Origin of the sequence: Marivirga sp., from assembly GCF_035704835.1 — a bacterium.
Lineage (GTDB): Bacteria > Bacteroidota > Bacteroidia > Cytophagales > Cyclobacteriaceae > Marivirga.
The window spans coordinates 1-17,905 of the sequence record NZ_DASSWQ010000029.1 but is presented as its reverse complement, the minus strand read 5'-3'; the positions used below and the strand labels follow the sequence as shown (position 1 = coordinate 17,905).

Here is a 17,905-nt window from a genome sequence, read left to right as displayed (position 1 = left end):
GACCAAACCAATATCAGTATTCTACTTTTTGCATACCTTTCTTAGAATATTATAATCTAAACATCAAATACTATAATGAAAAAAATCTATCTATTGATTTCGCTTTTACTTATCAGCTTATCGGTAATGGCGCAAAAACTTCCATTTCAGGGATATTTGGAAGAGTCAGGAGTACCAGTCAACGGTACTAGAACCTTTAATTTTGAATTAACGGATTATGGCTGGACAGAAACCATCGCCAATGTGCAAATTGACAATGGTTTATACAATGTCGTGCTAGGACAAACTAATTTATTACCTGATTCAATTTTTAGCGATCGAAATGAAACACCTTTAACTATTACCCTTGACACCACATTATTGGGAACGGTAATGCTTTATAAATCACTTGGAGGGCACTCTTCATCAGCTAATTTGGGTTTGGTGACGGTAAAAGACCCAAATGGAAACGTAAAAGGAGAATTAATGCATTTTCCCACCAACAATTCGGGTAGTGTAGTTCTATACGGAGCAAATGATTCAACAAAAGTTATATTAGGTTCAGCTGGAGGCGGATATGGCGGCTTTTTAGGTTTATATGATTCATTGAGAAATTCAGGCTTACAATTAAGGGTTACAAATAAGGGACGTGGTAACTTATTTACTTCCAACGAAAGTCATAAAAATGTAGGTTGGTTTGGAGGTTTAGGAAATGATGGTTTTGTTCAACTTACCTCATACGATGATACAGATACAATTAGCGGAGCAATTTTACTAGGTACCTTATCTAACTCTAGACAACCTGGTCTTTATATCGAAGGTAGCAAACAGCCAAATTATGGGTTGGGCAGACTTGAAATACTTGATTTACCTGATGGACAAGAAGCTGCAAGGTTAGAAATCGCGAGAAGCAATGGTGGAGGTAGAGCAGAAATATTTGTAAATCAGGATAACTCAGGCGGAGACCCAGCTGGCTCGAATGGAGCTTTAAATTTATGGGGCGATTCATCTCCAAATTTCATTTTTAGTTCAGCCTCTTATCAAGACCACGATTTACCCAATGCACAAGTATACGGCTCAATAGGAGATGGAACAGGATGGTATTATACATCATTAGATTATGGAGCAGGCAGAAGCAGCGACAATTCTAGTGAAAGTGGCTTTATGAATTTTCAAAATAATAAAGCGGGCGCCAGCTATGGAACACTTACATTAACAGCTAATTTATATGAAAATGGAGGTGGTGGAATTGAAGTAAGAGATACTGTAGGAAACACCACCATAGTTTTAGAAGGAAAAACAGGAGATATTATATCTAATAGAGGTGCAGTAAGAAGTAGAGAATTAACATTGGACGCTAATAATATCCCAATTATTCACATGAGGTCTAATGGAAACGGAAGTGCCCTAAACGTTTGGACAAATCAACCTGATGGGGGTGGATGGTTCTTCAGTGGTATAAATGCAGATACTTATAATAATGGGACAAATGCTTACGGAGATTTAAACATTTTTAACAATAATACACCTATCATTTCTTTATATGGAGAATCCGGTAGCGCTCATGCTAATCAATTCTATGCTAGAAATGATTTCTCTATGGAAGGCAATTATTTCAACGTTTATAAAACAAATGATCCGAATGGTGCAGATCCTACGGGAACTACAGCTGAACTCTACATTCGAGGTAATGGAACCCCTAATGTGAGACTTGGTGGGAAACCTTGGGAAAACCATGGTCTTGGAAATATAACCGTATTTGGTAGCATTGATACTGGAGGCGGATGGGCTCATGAGGTAGCAAATATTGGAGCAAGTACAGATGGAACTTCTGAATGGGGTAATATAGTGCTTCGCAGAAATGCTACAGACATGATTTCTCTTGATGGTAACGTAGGAACAATAACAGTTGCAGATCCATGGGTGGCAGGTGTTGGAGTTCATATTGAAGGATCAAATGGAAGTATTGTCTTAACAGGTGAAATGAAATCAATGACAGCCAACGTTGGTGATTATTTTGCTGGAACTGGTATTTTCATTGATGGAAATACTGGAAACCTATCAACTACTGGAAGTATATTAACAAATGGAATACTGAATGTAAATGATGAACTAGGTAATCAGTCTGTTTTAGTTAGAGGTAATACTGCAAATCCTTCAATTGAACACCCTAAATTTGTATTGGGAAATGTAGAAAATCAAAATCATGCATTGCTGCATCTTAAAGGAGATGATAATACAGGATTAAATGATTTAAGGATTAGATTAGACGTAATTCCAGATGGTTTAGGCTCATCATTTAGTTCAATGAAAATGTATAATGCATTATATCAAGAGGCTATCACATTAGATGCTTCAACAGGTGTTATTAATGCCACAGGTGGTGTGACCCAAAATTCCGACAGAAGACTAAAAGAAAACATCCTTGTTCTTGACAATGCGTTAAGCAACACCTTAAAAATGCGTGGGGTTTCTTACAACTGGATAGACAAAAATAAATCTCAAAAAAATCAGATTGGTGTAATTGCTCAGGAAGTGGAAGCGATATATCCTGAATTTGTGCATACAGATGAGAACGGAATGAAAGCGGTAAATTATGCTCAAATGACCGCAGTATTAATTGAAGCTATCAAAGAATTGCATCATAAAGTAGAAAACTTAGAGAAAGAAAATGCAGCCTTAACCACTGCTTTAAATGAGACTAAAACACTATCTGAAAAAATCAATAAGCTAGAGAAGTTATTACTGGAAGACAAAAAAGTAGCTTCCAATTAATTAAAACATTTATTCAACTTATTTGAATTCTACGCTTATGAAAAGAGTTATCATTTTTCTAATTCCCCTACTGTTTTTGGGGAGTGAAATCGTAAATGCACAGCAACAGCTCAGGTATAATTATGGGAACTTTGCAGCCAAAATAGAATCAGCAAATGCTAGTGTTCAAACGGCTCCAGCAGCTTATAGTACACAGCCATTAAGCTCAGGGAATTCACAAACACAACTGGGTTTTCTATCAGTTTTGGCCAGCAGCAACTTTGTTGATTCACTGGCTTTGGTAGATTTGTATTATGCCACTAACCCTCGGGATACTGCCTGGGTAAATGCAAACGGCTGGCTTACCGCACCACTCGACCAATGGAATGGTATCAGCCTCGGGCCAGATGGCAGGGTCATTGAAGTTTGGTTAGCTGATAATAATCTTACTGGCACCCTTCCCGAAAGTCTAAAAAATCTTGATTCGCTCAAAAGATTTTACTTTTGGAATAATCCAGAATTATCAGGCAATCTATTTGATTTCCTGATTAATTATCCTGCCTTGGAGCGAGTATCCGCACACGACTGTAGCTTCACTGGCACCATTTTACCCGAAGTATTTCGGCCGAGATTATTGGAAATCAGAGTTTTTAATAATCAATTGACTGGAGAAATCCCTGTGGAAATTGGAAACTCTCCTTTAATGGATCAATTCAATGTAGCAGGAAATCAGCTTACAGGCACGATTCCAACTACAATTGGAGCCTTGAGAAATGTCTGGGATTTTAACCTGTCAAGAAACCAAATCACTGGAAGTATACCAGTAGAAATAGGCCAGATGGACAGTTTGAAATATTTATTTCTGGAAGATATGCTGCTGACGGGAGAAGTACCCACTGAAATCTTAAATTGTCGTAAACTGGAAGGATTCTGGTTTATTAGAAATAATTTTTCAGGCACCCTACCAGATGTGTTGAATCTACCTAATTTCAAAGCAATTCAAGCAGGGGGGAATATTAACCTTTTGGTGGATTTACCAGATAACTTAGGACAGCTTACCCAATTAGAATACCTTTCGATTTGGAATACTAAAGCAAATGGAGGAGCTTTTCCTGAAGGGATTTATAATTTAGTAAATCTAACTGGATTGGACCTGTCCGAACAGGCATTTACAGGAACCATTGATGCTAGAATTGGGAATCTGACTAAACTTGAATCACTTTATTTAAGAAGAAATCAATTAGACGGTGCATTCCCAGTTGAAATTACGGTCGCTCAAAATTTAAACACTTTTGATATCGGCTTCAATAGTTTTGATTTTTTACCTGATATCAGCGCTTTGCCTAATTTGCAAAATGTATTTCTGACAAGTAATCAACTTCAATTTGAAAGCTTAATTCCTTATGTTGGTAGAAATGATTTTAGATATAGTCCACAACGGAATATTGGGACTTTTTCAAATACTGAGCTTGCAATTGGAGCAACATTAGAATTAAGTACCGAAATAGTGGAATTTGAGAATAGCAATTATCAATGGGTTTTTAACAATGATTCTTTAGCTAACTCAAGTAATTTTATTTTAGAAGTGCAAAATTTCACCACCAGCAAAGCTGGTCGATATTTGCTTAGAGCAACACATCCTGATTTACCTAATTTCATTTTAACCTCAGCCCCTATCGATTTAAAGGTTGCAGGAGGAAAATCGAATTGGTACGTGGATAACAGAGAAGGTACAATAGCTGATTTTAGAAAATTAGATCAAGCGGTGTTTGCCACAAAAGTAGGCGATACTATTTATGTGGCAGGTAGTCCCACATCCTACGGATTTGTTCAACTTCCTTCTGCAAGAACACTTATTGGCCCAGGCTATTTTCTAAATGAAAATGCAGAAACGCAATTCAATAAACATTCTGCCACTCTTGATGGCTTACAAATTGTTAGTAACATTAGATTACAAAATGGGTCTTTGAATGCTAGCAATACGAAATTGTTTGGATTGGAAATAGGTCAGCTTACATTTCAAAATATCCTGAGTTTAGTAGACACTTTGGAGAATGTTTTGGTAGATGGAGTGAAAACAAACAGCGTATTTCTTGCTGGAAGTACCAAAAATTTGGAGATGAGAAACTCAGTTATTGGAGATTTTACCATTTTGGCGGAATCATTCAGTCCTACTCAAATTTCATCTTATCGTCAAAACAACTCTTTCAACCGTAATATCATAAGGCGATTTACCACTTTTGGCTCTTCTACTGGTTTTAGTCTAGCACTTACAAATGCTCAAAATGTAGATTGGAACTATAATGTGATTGATACTGTACCTGCTTTAATTGAGAATTTCAATTTTAAAAACTCTCTAATAAGAGTCAATAATTCACCAAATTCCTCTTTAACAAATTCAACTGTTGTAGACTACTCTAACTTGTTGACTAATAGAAGTGGTACTTTCTCTGTTGATAATGATTATTTACCGCTCGATCCAACTTTAGATAAAGGTGTCTTTGCAGGATCTAATCCATATCGATTAAGTGGACTACCTCCAGTTCCCTCAATCTACAGCATTGAAATAGGACCAAGATTATCTGCGAAGCTAAGAGTGAAGTCTAATAATGGAAGCAATATTTCTACTATTCGGTATGTATATAATCGAAACAATCAATCTTCTTCAAGATTCAATGTTTCGGGTTTTAATGCCAGTAATCGAATTGAAGTAGAGTTTTTGCCAAACCGCTCAGCCATTCAGCCCAATCAGATGTATGATTTGGTTTTTCAAGCAGTAGACCAATCCGGAAAGCGCAGTCATAGAACCTATATACCATATGAAACTCTAGCAGCTAGCCTTTCAGGAACAGTTGTAGATATTGATAATAATAATGTAAATGAAGGGAACATTAGATTGTTTGCTATCAATCCATTTGCCAATAAATATGATACTGTTGCGGTTCAGCCTTTAGCAGGAACTAATACGTTCAGTTTTGAAAATCTTATTTTAGGTGATTATATTATTTTGGCAGATCCAGATACCATAGAGTATCCTGATTTAATACCAACCTATTTAGGGAACACATTGGATTGGCAACTTGCTGATACGCTATTCTTACAGGGTGCAGTATCAGGTATAACTATTCAAGTGGAAAAAGAACCTGCACCATTAACAGAAAAAGGTTCGATAATTCAGGGTTTTTTAGAAGAACAATATGAAGATGCTGACTCATCCCTTCGTGTTTTACCAAGAGCAAGGTTAAGCGGAGCTGGTGTAAGTGTACGAAGATTAACCGGCTCTTCAAGACCAGAAAATTCGAGCTTACGCCTACTTGATAATCACTACGAGTTGGTAGCTTATATGAAAACTAATGAAAATGGAGAGTTTTCATTCAGCAATTTACCAGAAGGCGATTATCGGATTAGAATTGAATATCCAGGTGTAGAAACAGATGAAACTTCAGATATTGACTTTAATTTGACAGGTCAACAAGGTGAGATACTTGGTTTTGAGGCATTAGTTGAAGACGGTTCAATTAGTTTAACACGTTATATCATCAACGTAGCAAACACCAACAGTAAAAGCTTAACATTTAGTTTTTACCCTAACCCAGTTCAAAATGAGCTCCATTTAAATATGGAGAATGCATTGGATGCAAACGAATTAATCATTTTCGATTTGAAAGGAACGATTCATAAAAAGTTCAAACTTGAAAATGGTCAAACTAAAATAGAACTTTTTAATTTACCAACAGGCAGTTACATTTTACGATTGCAAGATGATAAAGGGAAATATTTAATCTCAAAAATGATAAAACAATAATACCTAACTCATCCTTTGGCAAATATGCTAAAGGATGAGTTTTTTACTTTCTAAAATCCTTCCTTTTTAATGTACTCCGCTTATCAGAAAACAAAAGAGAATGGAAATAAATCTGCTGGTTTATCAATCAACACAAATTTTCCCTCTGCATCTGTAAACAATATTTCAAAGCCTTGCTGATGGCGCTTTTCAAATTCCAACATGACTTGACGGCAACCACCACAAGGCGGGGCACTCGCTAAAGTTTCAGAATTTCTTCTACTTGCAGTAATGGCAATTCTCTTGAATTTTTGGTCAGGAGCTTGAATTCCAGCTCTATACATGGCTGTTCTTTCAGCGCATAAGCCCGCAGGAAAAGAAGCATTTTCTTGATTGGTTCCAGTTATAATTTGCCCACTTTCTAACTCAATTGCTGCTCCTACTTTAAAATTGGAATAGGGCGAGTGGGAAAATTGCCTTGCCTCTAAAGCTTGTCCCCACAACTTTTGATATTCTGTAGGCAACTCACTAATTGTATCAAATTTTCTATATTCTATTTGAATTAAATCTTTTTTCACTCCAAAATAATTTTAAATGGAACCCAATATACCATATCTTGCAATTTATGTTTAATTATTCAAGACAATAATTTTAAAGAATAACGTTTAAGAATCATGAATAAAAAGTGTTTTGTATATATCATTGCCGTTGTATTTTTAGCTTCATGCCAAAAACAACCCATTAGCCAGTCTCAATCAAATCTAAATAGCCCTCAAAATCCATCGAGTCTTAACCCCGATGCATCAAATCCAAATTATGGGCAAAGACCGACTCAACCACAAGAAACTTGGTTCTTTGGAGTATTTAAAAAGAAAAAGAAATTAAGCTGGGGTGACCAGCTAATTGCAGAATATGAGGACAGGATGAAGCAGAATGCAAAAGATAAACGCAAACAGGCTAAAGAAATGGAAAAACCTCAATATTCTGATTGGACTTATTTTGGGCACAAAAGAAAACCGAAAAAACGCTCTCCAGACAAAATGAAATATTGTGATGAATGTGGCATCCGACACTAAATGCATGATTAAAGCGTAATAATTCTTCTGATTTCACCTATTTGGTTATATATTTGTGAAAAAATATTATAGATGAAGCGCAGATTTTTTCCTTTTGATAAAAATTACTTATTGGAAAATGCTCAGATGGAGCTGAAAGATTCCTTAATGAATCAGATGGTTGAAATCGTTAAAGAAATCTATCTGCTACGCTATAATCCACTTGGTTTGAGAGATAAATCAATTGAGAAAATAACTTCAACTTCTCAATATAACCTAGAGGAGCTATCTACTTTTTATGACGAGTTAGCTGGTTTCTACCGTTATAAATTTAGCTCAAATCAATTAGAATTACTTTTTGATGGAAGAGATCATCACCAAAAATATCAAGATGATTGGTCTGATGTGTTAAAAACATGGGTAATTGAATTTTCTAAATCAAAACACTTTCTAAAAGCAGTGCTAGAAACGGCTATTTTTTACCCAGAAGACAAGCAATCACAAATAGCCTATTCTCGTTTAAAGAATTATATGTCAGAACATTTTGGTATTAAAATTTATAAGCACAAAGGCATTATTCCTATGAAAATCGCTTGATTCCCTCAAGCTTCACTACAAATTTTCGGGCCTGAAGAGGTACCAATTCGATCAGCACCAGCATCAATTAATTCTAAAGCTTGCTGATAAGTTTTTATTCCACCGCTAGCTTTAATTCCAACATGCGCTGGCAATACTGATCTCATCAATTTAACATGCTCCACTTTAGCTCCAGCTGAAGCAAAGCCAGTGGATGTTTTTACAAAATCGGCACCAGCATCTGCACAAATTTTACATACATCCACAATTTCCTTATCCGATAAATAAGCGGTTTCGATAATCACTTTCAATATTTTACCACTTTCATGTGTCAATTTACTCATCTTAGCAATTTCAATTTTTGGCCACATCATTTCTGATTTTACAGCAGATATATTCAGAACCATATCAATTTCATCTGCTCCATCTTTAATAGCTAGGATAGATTCCACTTCTTTAGCTTGACTCATTTGATAGCCTAAAGGAAAGCCAATTACAGTTATAAGTTGAATATTTGATTTACCAATATCTCTTTTTGCCTTTTTCACCCAAAATGGTGGGACACAGATTCCATAAAGATTATTTTCTTTTGCATCCGCTAATAACATTTCAACATCTTTTGAAGTTATATCTGCTTTGAGATTCGTATGCTCAATGTATTTTTGTATATTTCTCATTATTATCATTTATTTTTACATTATGATTAAAAAGTATATATGGTATGCTTTTTTAGCTTTTTTACTATTAGCAGTTCAAATTAATTATATTCTAGGTCAGAATTTAAAGTTTGGTTTTGAAATTAATGAAAATAAAAAAAGCATTACTATTCCATTCGAATTAAATAGTAATCTCATTATTGTAGATGTACTTTTTCAAGGTATAATTCCGCTTAAATACATAGTCGATACTGGAGTATCCAATACTGTTCTTATCGAGAAAGCATATGCTGATATTTTGGATATTGAACCAGACAGGAAAATAACACTCGTTGGAGCAGCTGGTATAAAAGAAGTGGAAGCCTTTATTGTAAATCAAACCTACCTCAAAGTGGGAGGTGTTACAGGTCATAATATCCCTCTTTTAATACTAAAAGAAGATTATCTAAATTTAAAGAAAAACTTAGGTATAAAAATTCACGGTATTCTAGGTTATGATTTTTTTAAAAATTTTATTGTAAAGATTGATTATAAAAATCGTGTTTTAAAACTTTATCAGCCTAGGAAATTCAATAGACCTTTATATTTCTACAAAGAAGTAGAAATGAAGATTGAAAATAATAAGCCGTATGTCATACAAGAAATTAAAATGGCAGAAGAGGATACTGTAAGAGTCTTAAGTAAGCTTATGATTGATACAGGAGCATCACATTCATTAATGCTTCATGCTAATAGTAGTGACTATATAAACTTGCCAGAAGATAATATTAGAGATGTTTTAGGAGCGGGGATTGCTGGAGATATTACTGGTCATTCGGCAAGAATTGCTGACATAAATTTCGGACCATATTATTTGAACCAGGTGGTGACAAGCTTTCCAGATGTTGGTGCTTATGATGATATTATAAAAAGTACAGGAAGAAACGGCACGATTGGTGGAGGTATTCTAAAAAGATTTAATTTTTTCTTTGACTATGAAAATGAAAAAATTCATTTAAGAAGAAATTCTATATTTAAAGAAGACTTTGATTATGATATGAGTGGCATGACTGTTATAGCAAGAGGAGAATATTTCCTAGAACCTTATTATGAGGTAGAAAAAGTAAGAAAAGGAACACCAGCCTACGAAGCAGGAATAAGAGCGAAAGATAAAATTATACGACTAAATGGTCATTCAGGAAAAGAGCTCAGCATTGGATATATCAATAATATGTTGAGAAAAAGAGAAGGAAAAAAAATAAAATTAAAAATAAAAAGAGATGATAAGACTTATAATATCTCCTTTATTCTAGAAAAGTTTATATAAAAACCCTTTTAACTTTCTTTTTACCAGAGTAGTATTTTATTTTAAAAAATTGTTGAGTCTTTTTAAATCTTATTGCGTTTCGTAGTGAATTATAAATTTTCTCACTGCTAATGCCCTCTTTAAGAAGATACTCTTGAACGCCTGATGTTATCTCTTCTTTATTTATTGACTTTAATAAAGTAATTGAAATTGAGCTCTTGTTTAGGCTATTTACCTTGTCAATTAAAATTTTAAGCGGTTTTAACCCTAAATTATCATCCACAATCAAACAATTAGGTTTTATTAGTCCAATTTTCTGTAGTGTGTCTGCTTCAGAAAAAGCGGTCTCAATTGATTTAATCTTATCTTTCAGAGCAAAAAGACTTTCATAAATAGTACTCATTTCGATCGGATTGTTACCTACCAGAAGAACACTAATCTCATTTTCAGCAGCTCCACTTTTCTTAAAACCTAAAACACTCATACCTTTCATACTTACTAAATTTAATACAATTAATTATAATAATAATTTAAATATAATAAAGTAAAAATGGAATTTCTAAATTTATTCTACCACCTCTATATTTTAATCGATAAACGAATCTGACAACATTTCGGATTGGTATTGGTTTCAATAATATGAAAATTTTATTGACAGGTGCTAACGGATATATTGGTAGGAGGCTATTACCAATTTTGGTCATGCAAGGCCATGAGGTTATATGCTTAATCCGTGATAAAAGGCGCATTGAAATAGAAGAAAAGTTAGTAGAAAAAGTGCAATTCTATGAAGCTGACCTATTAAAGCCAGAGCAGCTTCAAGATTTTCCTCAGGATATTGAAGCGGCTTATTATTTAGTTCATTCGCTAGGAAGCTCTTCCAAAAGCTTTCAGCAAATGGAAAAAGATACTGCCCAAAACTTTGTGGAAGGTATCAATAAAACCAATTGCCAACATATTATTTATCTGAGCGGAATTTCAAATGATGATTCACTATCTAAACATTTGAGTTCTAGAAAAAATGCAGAAACCATCTTGGCAAATGCTAATGCTTCTTTAACGGTATTAAGAGCTGCAATTATTATTGGTTCTGGTGGAGCTTCTTTCGAAATAATTAGAGATTTAGTGGAAAAATTACCCATTATGGTAGCTCCAAAATGGTTAAGAACTCGCTGTCAGCCCATTGCTGTCCGAAATGTGATTAACTATCTCTCTGGGATTATAGGAAAAAAAGAATCTTATGGAAAAATTTACGATATAGGTGGGCCAGATATCCTTACTTACAAAGAAATGCTTTTAATATTTGCTGAAGTAAGAGGCTTGCGAAGATATATTTTGACACTACCAGTATTGACTCCTCGACTTAGCACTTACTGGTTACATTTAGTAACTGCAACAAGCTATAAAATTGCGAGCAGTTTGGTGGACAGTATGAAGAATGAAGTGATAGTAGAGAATGAGGGGATAGAAGATATTGTTCCTCAAGAACTTATCATGTACAGTGAAGCAGTAAAATTAGCATTTGACAGAATTGCACAAAACGAAGTTGTATCAAGTTGGAAAGATGCTTTCGCAAGTTCGAAGATCAATCCTGAATTAATGGAATTTGTTAAGGTACCAACTTATGGTTGTTATGTAGATAAAAGAACCACTACTTTTGAAAGAGATCGATTGGAAGTATTACAAAATATCTGGAAAATTGGTGGGAACAGAGGTTGGTATTATTGGAATTTTCTTTGGAAACTAAGAGGCTATATGGATAAAGCTGTAGGTGGAGTTGGCCTAAGAAGAGGTCGAAGAAGTCATGATCAATTAGTTGCTGGAGACTCATTAGACTTTTGGCGAGTGTTAGTTGCAGACAAAAAGGAAGGTCGATTATTGCTATTCGCAGAGATGAAGTTACCAGGAGAAGCTTGGCTGGAATTCAAGATTTCAAAAGAGGGCGGTAAAAATAAAATTACCCAAACTGCTACATTTCGACCTCAAGGATTATTTGGAAGATTATATTGGTACAGCATATATTTCTTCCATGAATTTATTTTTAATGGGATGATGAATAGCATTGTTAATTATCAGGAAAAAGAAAGAGAGTCTGTAGTAACAAGATAACCTAAATTAATATTCTCCATTAAAACTTTTTGTATAATCGCCTCAGTTTCGTCAGGAAAGTTTAAACATGGTTTTTTGTCTTCAATAAGAAATTCAGTAAGTACTGATATATGTTTTATTTTTAAAGATTTAAGAACAGTAACACCCAAGTTATTCAAAGCGGCAGCGTTGCATTGTTGTTCATATTGACCTTTCATAGGAATTACTAGCAGCTTTTTTTGAAGAAATAAAGCTTCTGCTGGCCCTTCAAAACCTGCTCCGCATATAACTCCTTTGCAAGCACTCAAGCTTTCAAGATAAAGCTTATTATTTATCGGAATAATTTCAATGTTCCCTACCTGAAAAGGCTTTTGACTATGTTTGGAAAACACTTTGAACTTAGCTTTTAACTTTGATAAGACCTGTATAATTCGCTCCTCGTTATAAGCGGGTAAATACACGGTATAATAATTTTCCTCACGAACTTCTAATGCACGAACTTCCCTTCGAATGATTGGATAATGTATTTTATTGGAATACGGCATAAAATGAAATCCATAGGCCATTTTTGTAGGCGCATAATATTTCAAAATCAAATAACCTATCCAATCTGTTTTGTCTGGCTTTGGCGAAAATGGATGAATTACAGCAGATTGATGACTTAATCCAATACATTCTTTTGCTTTCAAAAGGCATGCCCATGCTGAAACGGGCTCAAAATCATTGATGATTAAGTCATACTGATGCACATTCAAACTCCAAATTTCACGTAAAAGCCGAAAAAGCTTCATACTTTTCAAAGTTAGTCCAATATCTATTCCTCCTTTCTTCCCGAAAATGAAATTAAGCCCTTGTAATTTATATCGAACTGGATAATCCAACCCAACGTCTGATTGCGTTCCGCTTAAAAGAATATCAAGCTCACCATATTGCCTAAGCACTGGAATAATATCTCTTGCCCGACTAATGTGCCCATTTCCAGTTCCTTGAATTGCGTATAATATCCTCATCTTGAATTTTTATGAAAGATATTAAAGTAAGATGAACTGATTATAAACTAAAAATCATGAAATTATGAAGAATTAAACCTCTAAATACAAACTGTTTAAATTGTGATAATTATACTGACCACAACCTTTTCAATTCATTTAAGTATTTAATGTACTATATTTAAAATTTTAATACTTAATTTTGAAGTATTAAAAATTGTAGTGAAAACGATTCAAATCACCATATCAGCCTTCTTTTTTGTTTGCCTCTTTAATGTGGCTTTCATTCCAAAGCTATGTTTAAATGCCGTAGAAGATCTACAAAAAACAGAAGTTAATAATAATATCGTAGGAGAAGAATCATCATCCTGTGGATTGAACATATTTGAAGAAGAAAGCAAAAAATCTACAAACGAAACAAATGAAGAAGAAAACAATAACCTTCATTTAAAGGACTTTGGAGTATTCCGTACATCTACAATTAATCCTGTAAATGAAACATTGATAAAGAATATATTTCATTTACACTTTTATCAATCTATTTCGATATTAAAAATCACCCCTCCACCAAAAGTTTAAGCTCAAGTTTGAATAATTTTTATTGAGCTAAATAGTCAACACGCTATATCAATAAAAACATCATTAGAATATTTTTTATCTTATTCAATAATTGATTAAACAATGAGTGAATCAAAATTTTCAGAATTTACAGGAATTACGTTTAAACACTTTAAAAATGATTCCCTTTCAAGTATAGTGGTATTTTTTGTTGCTATGCCATTATGTTTGGGTATAGCCTTGGCATCAGGTGCCCCACTTTTTGCTGGTTTAGTTACAGGCATCATTGGTGGTGTGGTGGTATCTATGCTAAGTGGTAGCCAATTAGCTGTCTCAGGACCTGCCGCAGGACTAGCCGTTATTGTATATAATGCTATTGAAAAAATAGGGTTTTTCGAAGGCTTTTTAGTGGCCGTAGTTTTAGCAGGTGTTATTCAATTAATTTTAGGATTCTTAAAAGCGGGTACAATAGGAAATTATTTCCCTTCTTCAGTGATAAAGGGAATGTTAGCTGCTATCGGTATATTACTAATCATCAAACAAATTCCTCATGTTTTTGGGTATGATGAAGATTATCTTGGTGATTTAGCTTTTTGGCAAAATAATGGCGAAAACGCTTTAACTGCTCTAGTATCGGCATTTAATAATATTGACCCTACTGCCTTCCTTATAGCGATTATTTCCTTAATTATTCTAATTGGGTGGAATTACATTAAAATCAATAGTCTCAAATCAATCCCTGCTCCTTTAATTGTGGTATTTGTTGGGGTTGGAATAAATGCACTTTTCATGTTTTTAGATAATGGAATGGCTCTAGCACAAAAACACTTAGTTACCATTCCTGTTCTTGGTGAGGATACATCTTTTAAGGATTTATTTGTTTTTCCTGACTGGTCAGTTCTAACTAATCCAACTATTTATACTGCAGCCATTACAATTGCTATTGTAGCTAGTCTAGAAACATTGCTGAGCATTGATGCAGTTGATAAATTAGACCCACAGAAAAGACGAACTCCCTTGAACAGAGAAATGAAGGCTCAAGGTGTTGGTAACATCATTGCAGGATTAATTGGTGGCCTACCAATGACAGCCGTTATAGTAAGAGGTACAGTAAACATTAACTCAGGGGCTAAAACTAAATTATCTGCTTGGCTTCATGGTATTTTATTAATAGTTGCCATTCTTTTAATCCCAACTATCATCAATATGATTCCTTATGCTAGTTTGGCCGCCATACTATTGGTAACCGGTTACAAGCTGGCCAATATCAACTTGATGAAGGTAATGTATAAGGTAGGTGCTACTCAGTTCTATCCATTTATTATCACTATTGTTGCCATCGTGTTTACCGATTTATTAATAGGTATTATTATAGGATTACTAGCTGGATTTCTTAACATCTTGATTAAAAATATGAAAAATACTTATTCCTTTGATAAGGATTCCCATAAAGAAGGTGAACCAATTCAATTAGTTTTGTCGGATGAGGTTTCTTTTCTGAATAAAGCAAGCATGGTAAAAACGTTGGATGAAATACCTGAAAATTCTAAAGTAATTATTGATGCTAGAAAATCGAAATTCATTGATTTTGACGTTATTGAAGCAATTGAACTATACACAAATGAAGGAGCTAAGTATAAGAATGTAGAAGTGGAATTACTTGGTTTTGATGAATTTCATAAAAAGTACAGTTTTAAAATAAATTAATTAAAATTAAAAATATTAAAGTTATGAATACACAAACGGCAAAAAGTCAGGCGGCACTAAGTCCAAAAGAAGCTCTTACTCTTTTAGAGGAAGGGAATAAACGTTTTATCAATAACTCAACAGCCGACCGTGACCTTTTGAAACAGGTAAATGAAACTAGTCATGGTCAATACCCTTTTGCTGTTGTTCTTAGTTGCATTGACTCACGCGTTCCAGCCGAGATAGTCTTTGACCAAGGTGTAGGCGATATTTTTAGTGCTAGGATTGCAGGTAATTTCGTGAATGAAGATATTTTAGGTAGTTTGGAATTTGCTTGCAAAGCAGCCGGTTCAAAACTTATTGTAGTCTTGGGTCATACTAGTTGTGGAGCTGTAAAAGGCGCTTGCGACCATGTGGAATTAGGTAACTTAACTGGTATGTTGAAAAAACTTAAACCTGCAATAGATGCCGTGTCAACAGATGGCGAGCGCAGCTCTAAAAATGCAGAGTATGTTCAAAAGGTAGCTGATAAAAATGTGGAACTTACCATTCAACAGATTAAAGAAAAAAGCCCTGTTTTAAAAGAGATGCTTGATGATGGTACGATAGGAATTGCGGGTGGAATGTATGATGTGACCAGTGGTAAAGTAAAATTTTCTCAAAGGCCTTAATCCGAATTATTTTTTTTCGGCAGTTCAAGAAAGAACACAGAATAAATTAATGAAGGCTGGATAAATTTTATTCAGCCTTTTTTATTGCCAGCCCTGCTCACCCTTAAGAGGAACAAAACTGAAGTTAGAAAATACTTCTTTCACTATTTTTCTATCTGTATCTTTCGTCAAACGAAGCATTTGCTGTGTTTGATTATCTCCTACGGGAATGATAAGATATCCTCCGATATTTAATTGTTCCAATAAAGCAGTTGGAACACTTGGGGCACCAGCAGTCACAATGATCTTATCGTAAGGCGCATGTGCAGAAATCCCCTTGGAACCGTCCCCGCAAAAGAAAAAAGGCTTATAACCCATTTGTGGTAAGAATACTTTAGTGCGTTCGTACAATGGTTTTTGATATTCTATAGTATAAAGTTTAGCCCCCAGTTCACATAAAACACAAGCTTGGTAACCAGAACCTGTCCCAATTTCTAATATTTTATCCCCCGGCTTTACTTCTAATAATTCAGATTGAAATGCTACAGTATAAGGCTGCGAGATAGTTTGTCCATGCCCAATAGGGAATGCTTTATCTTGATAAGCATGCTCTAAAAAAGCATTATCAAAAAAAACGTGCCGAGGAATCTTTGCCATCGCTGATAAAACACGTTCATTTTGAATACCTTTATCGCGCAGTTTTTGAATTAATTTTCTGCGCATTCCCTGGTGCTTATAGGTGTCTTCCAACATAAATCAAACTTAGGAAAAATTAGGGATAGGAGGAGAGAAAATAAAAATAAAGAAAGTAAAAAAATAAAAACCTTCCAGGAATCAGAAGCCTGGAAGGTTATTTGGATGAGATACAATCAATTATTAAATCTCTTTAAATTCTGCACCTCAACTTTCACTAACTCTTAATTTAAGGATTACTTACTGGTTCTCTCTGCAGCCTATCTTCAATTACTTTTTCAATATGAGGAAGAGTGCTATACAACTGCTCATAATCATCGATTATAAAGTATTTCGTTTGAAATTTATCTTTCCTGTAACTGCTGTCAATAATGGCATCCACATTATAATCAAAATGCTCTGGATCATTCGAAATAGAAAACTTGGTTTCCCCGGGAGAGGAAATAATTCCTGCTCCATAAATTCTCAAATCCCCTTCTTCTCTGATTAAGCCAAATTCAATAGTAAACCAATAAATCCTGCTTAACAAATGTATTGCCCACTCATTATCTAAATGTTTCAAACCGATTTTTGCAAGACCTTGTAGAAAATCAACGAATGGCTGATTCGTCAATAATGGGATATGACCGAATACATCATGGAACATATCAGGCTCCTCCAAGTAATCCAATTGTTCACGAGTTCTCAACCAAGTGGTAGCAGGGAAAATTCTATTACTCAGCAACTCGAAAAATTTATCATCTTCTACTATGCCAGGGACTGCAGCCACTTGCCAGCCAGTCAATTCTTTTAAATACTTATTAGTTTCCTCAAAATTAGGGATGGATTTTTCAGTGAAATGAATTTTATCAATTCCATCTACAAATTCCTTAGTGGCTACTTTCTTAATGTTTTCAAATTGTCTTCCGAAAAGTATCCCCCAAACTTCCTGGTCTTCGGCTGTGTAATTTTCGTAAATCTGTTGCATGATACTAATAATTAATTTTTAATGTTAGTGTTTAAAATTTGAGCAATCGAGTAGGAAGATAGGGATTATTTCCCTATCCGTCCTCTCACACCACCCTGCGTACCGTTCGGTACAGGGCGGTTTGTTAAAATAATGATGGCTGTGTTGCATTAGTCAGCCGTAAGTAAGTTTCGTAAAACCCAATA

General features: G+C 34.6%; 15 protein-coding genes. 9 read left to right on the top strand and 6 right to left on the bottom strand.

Annotation, left to right across the window (positions count from 1 at the left end):
• Nucleotides 1-75: 75 nt before the first annotated feature.
• Both VFM92_RS05580 and VFM92_RS05575 read left to right on the top strand, forming a co-directional pair.
• Nucleotides 76-2,754, top strand: coding sequence for a tail fiber domain-containing protein (locus VFM92_RS05580; protein WP_325121208.1), 2,679 nt, complete (start codon nt 76-78; stop codon nt 2,752-2,754).
• A gap of 37 nt (nt 2,755-2,791) precedes the next feature.
• Entirely contained in the window at nt 2,792-6,538 is a 3,747-nt protein-coding gene (locus tag VFM92_RS05575; RefSeq protein ID WP_325121207.1) for a T9SS type A sorting domain-containing protein, read from the top strand.
• Between the two features lie 83 nt (nt 6,539-6,621).
• On the opposite strand, the gene cdd is transcribed toward VFM92_RS05575, so the two are convergent.
• Entirely contained in the window at nt 6,622-7,095 is a 474-nt protein-coding gene (gene cdd, locus VFM92_RS05570) for a cytidine deaminase (RefSeq protein ID WP_325121206.1), read from the bottom strand.
• Nucleotides 7,096-7,191: 96 nt separating this feature from the next.
• On the opposite strand from cdd, the gene VFM92_RS05565 reads away from it, so the two are divergent.
• Nucleotides 7,192-7,593: a hypothetical protein gene (locus VFM92_RS05565; RefSeq protein WP_325121205.1), complete on the top strand. Its 402-nt coding sequence runs from the start codon at nt 7,192-7,194 to the stop codon at nt 7,591-7,593.
• A gap of 72 nt (nt 7,594-7,665) precedes the next feature.
• Nucleotides 7,666-8,169 (top strand): hypothetical protein, encoded by a 504-nt coding sequence (locus VFM92_RS05560; protein WP_325121204.1) that lies wholly within the window; start codon nt 7,666-7,668, stop codon nt 8,167-8,169.
• A gap of 5 nt (nt 8,170-8,174) precedes the next feature.
• Here VFM92_RS05560 and deoC read toward each other — a convergent pair whose 3' ends face one another.
• On the bottom strand, nt 8,175-8,825 hold the full coding sequence (deoC, locus tag VFM92_RS05555) for a deoxyribose-phosphate aldolase (protein ID WP_325121203.1): 651 nt from the start codon (nt 8,823-8,825) through the stop codon (nt 8,175-8,177).
• A gap of 22 nt (nt 8,826-8,847) precedes the next feature.
• Between deoC and VFM92_RS05550 the strand changes: the two genes are divergently transcribed.
• Complete coding sequence (locus VFM92_RS05550; protein ID WP_325121202.1) at nt 8,848-10,110, top strand: aspartyl protease family protein; 1,263 nt, start codon at nt 8,848-8,850, stop codon at nt 10,108-10,110.
• Here the strand turns inward: VFM92_RS05550 and VFM92_RS05545 are convergent.
• Nucleotides 10,103-10,582 carry a hypothetical protein gene (locus tag VFM92_RS05545; RefSeq protein ID WP_325121201.1) on the bottom strand — a complete coding sequence of 160 codons (480 nt, stop codon included), beginning with the start codon at nt 10,580-10,582 and terminating at the stop codon, nt 10,103-10,105. The two genes, VFM92_RS05550 and VFM92_RS05545, sit on opposite strands and share 8 nt — an antisense overlap.
• 146 nt (nt 10,583-10,728) lie before the next feature.
• On the opposite strand from VFM92_RS05545, the gene VFM92_RS05540 reads away from it, so the two are divergent.
• A complete protein-coding gene (locus VFM92_RS05540) occupies nt 10,729-12,198 on the top strand; it encodes an SDR family oxidoreductase (protein WP_325121200.1) in 1,470 nt (489 codons plus the stop codon).
• Here the strand turns inward: VFM92_RS05540 and VFM92_RS05535 are convergent.
• Entirely contained in the window at nt 12,162-13,187 is a 1,026-nt protein-coding gene (locus VFM92_RS05535) for a glycosyltransferase family protein (RefSeq protein WP_325121199.1), read from the bottom strand. The two genes, VFM92_RS05540 and VFM92_RS05535, sit on opposite strands and share 37 nt — an antisense overlap.
• A gap of 201 nt (nt 13,188-13,388) precedes the next feature.
• Between VFM92_RS05535 and VFM92_RS05530 the strand changes: the two genes are divergently transcribed.
• The 3 genes from VFM92_RS05530 to VFM92_RS05520 all read left to right on the top strand — a co-directional run bounded on the left by VFM92_RS05530 (nt 13,389) and on the right by VFM92_RS05520 (nt 16,081).
• Nucleotides 13,389-13,745, top strand: a complete 357-nt coding sequence (locus VFM92_RS05530) for a hypothetical protein (protein WP_325121198.1) — start codon at nt 13,389-13,391, stop codon at nt 13,743-13,745.
• 102 nt (nt 13,746-13,847) lie between these two features.
• Complete coding sequence (locus VFM92_RS05525; RefSeq protein ID WP_325121197.1) at nt 13,848-15,431, top strand: SulP family inorganic anion transporter; 1,584 nt, start codon at nt 13,848-13,850, stop codon at nt 15,429-15,431.
• Entirely contained in the window at nt 15,431-16,081 is a 651-nt protein-coding gene (locus VFM92_RS05520; protein WP_325121216.1) for a carbonic anhydrase family protein, read from the top strand. The genes VFM92_RS05525 and VFM92_RS05520 overlap by 1 nt, the downstream gene beginning before the upstream one ends.
• A gap of 81 nt (nt 16,082-16,162) precedes the next feature.
• Here the strand turns inward: VFM92_RS05520 and VFM92_RS05515 are convergent, their stop codons facing one another.
• Nucleotides 16,163-16,813 (bottom strand): protein-L-isoaspartate(D-aspartate) O-methyltransferase, encoded by a 651-nt coding sequence (locus VFM92_RS05515; protein WP_325121196.1) that lies wholly within the window; start codon nt 16,811-16,813, stop codon nt 16,163-16,165.
• A gap of 169 nt (nt 16,814-16,982) precedes the next feature.
• On the bottom strand, nt 16,983-17,720 hold the full coding sequence (locus tag VFM92_RS05510; protein ID WP_325121195.1) for a phenylalanine 4-monooxygenase: 738 nt from the start codon (nt 17,718-17,720) through the stop codon (nt 16,983-16,985).
• Between the last annotated feature and the right edge of the window lie 185 nt (nt 17,721-17,905).

Excerpts from the sequence above, each read along its gene's own strand:
- VFM92_RS05525 (WP_325121197.1), top strand. The coding sequence starts at position 13,848 with ATGAGTGAATCAAAATTTTCAGAATTTACAGGAATTACGTTTAAACAC.
- VFM92_RS05545 (WP_325121201.1), bottom strand. The coding sequence starts at position 10,582 with ATGAAAGGTATGAGTGTTTTAGGTTTTAAGAAAAGTGGAGCTGCTGAA.
- VFM92_RS05575 (WP_325121207.1), top strand. The coding sequence starts at position 2,792 with ATGAAAAGAGTTATCATTTTTCTAATTCCCCTACTGTTTTTGGGGAGT.
- VFM92_RS05560 (WP_325121204.1), top strand. The coding sequence starts at position 7,666 with ATGAAGCGCAGATTTTTTCCTTTTGATAAAAATTACTTATTGGAAAAT.
- VFM92_RS05535 (WP_325121199.1), bottom strand. The coding sequence starts at position 13,187 with ATGAGGATATTATACGCAATTCAAGGAACTGGAAATGGGCACATTAGT.
- VFM92_RS05510 (WP_325121195.1), bottom strand. The coding sequence starts at position 17,720 with ATGCAACAGATTTACGAAAATTACACAGCCGAAGACCAGGAAGTTTGG.
- VFM92_RS05565 (WP_325121205.1), top strand. The coding sequence starts at position 7,192 with ATGAATAAAAAGTGTTTTGTATATATCATTGCCGTTGTATTTTTAGCT.
- VFM92_RS05540 (WP_325121200.1), top strand. The coding sequence starts at position 10,729 with ATGAAAATTTTATTGACAGGTGCTAACGGATATATTGGTAGGAGGCTA.
- VFM92_RS05515 (WP_325121196.1), bottom strand. The coding sequence starts at position 16,813 with ATGTTGGAAGACACCTATAAGCACCAGGGAATGCGCAGAAAATTAATT.
- VFM92_RS05580 (WP_325121208.1), top strand. The coding sequence starts at position 76 with ATGAAAAAAATCTATCTATTGATTTCGCTTTTACTTATCAGCTTATCG.
- VFM92_RS05550 (WP_325121202.1), top strand. The coding sequence starts at position 8,848 with ATGATTAAAAAGTATATATGGTATGCTTTTTTAGCTTTTTTACTATTA.
- deoC (WP_325121203.1), bottom strand. The coding sequence starts at position 8,825 with ATGAGAAATATACAAAAATACATTGAGCATACGAATCTCAAAGCAGAT.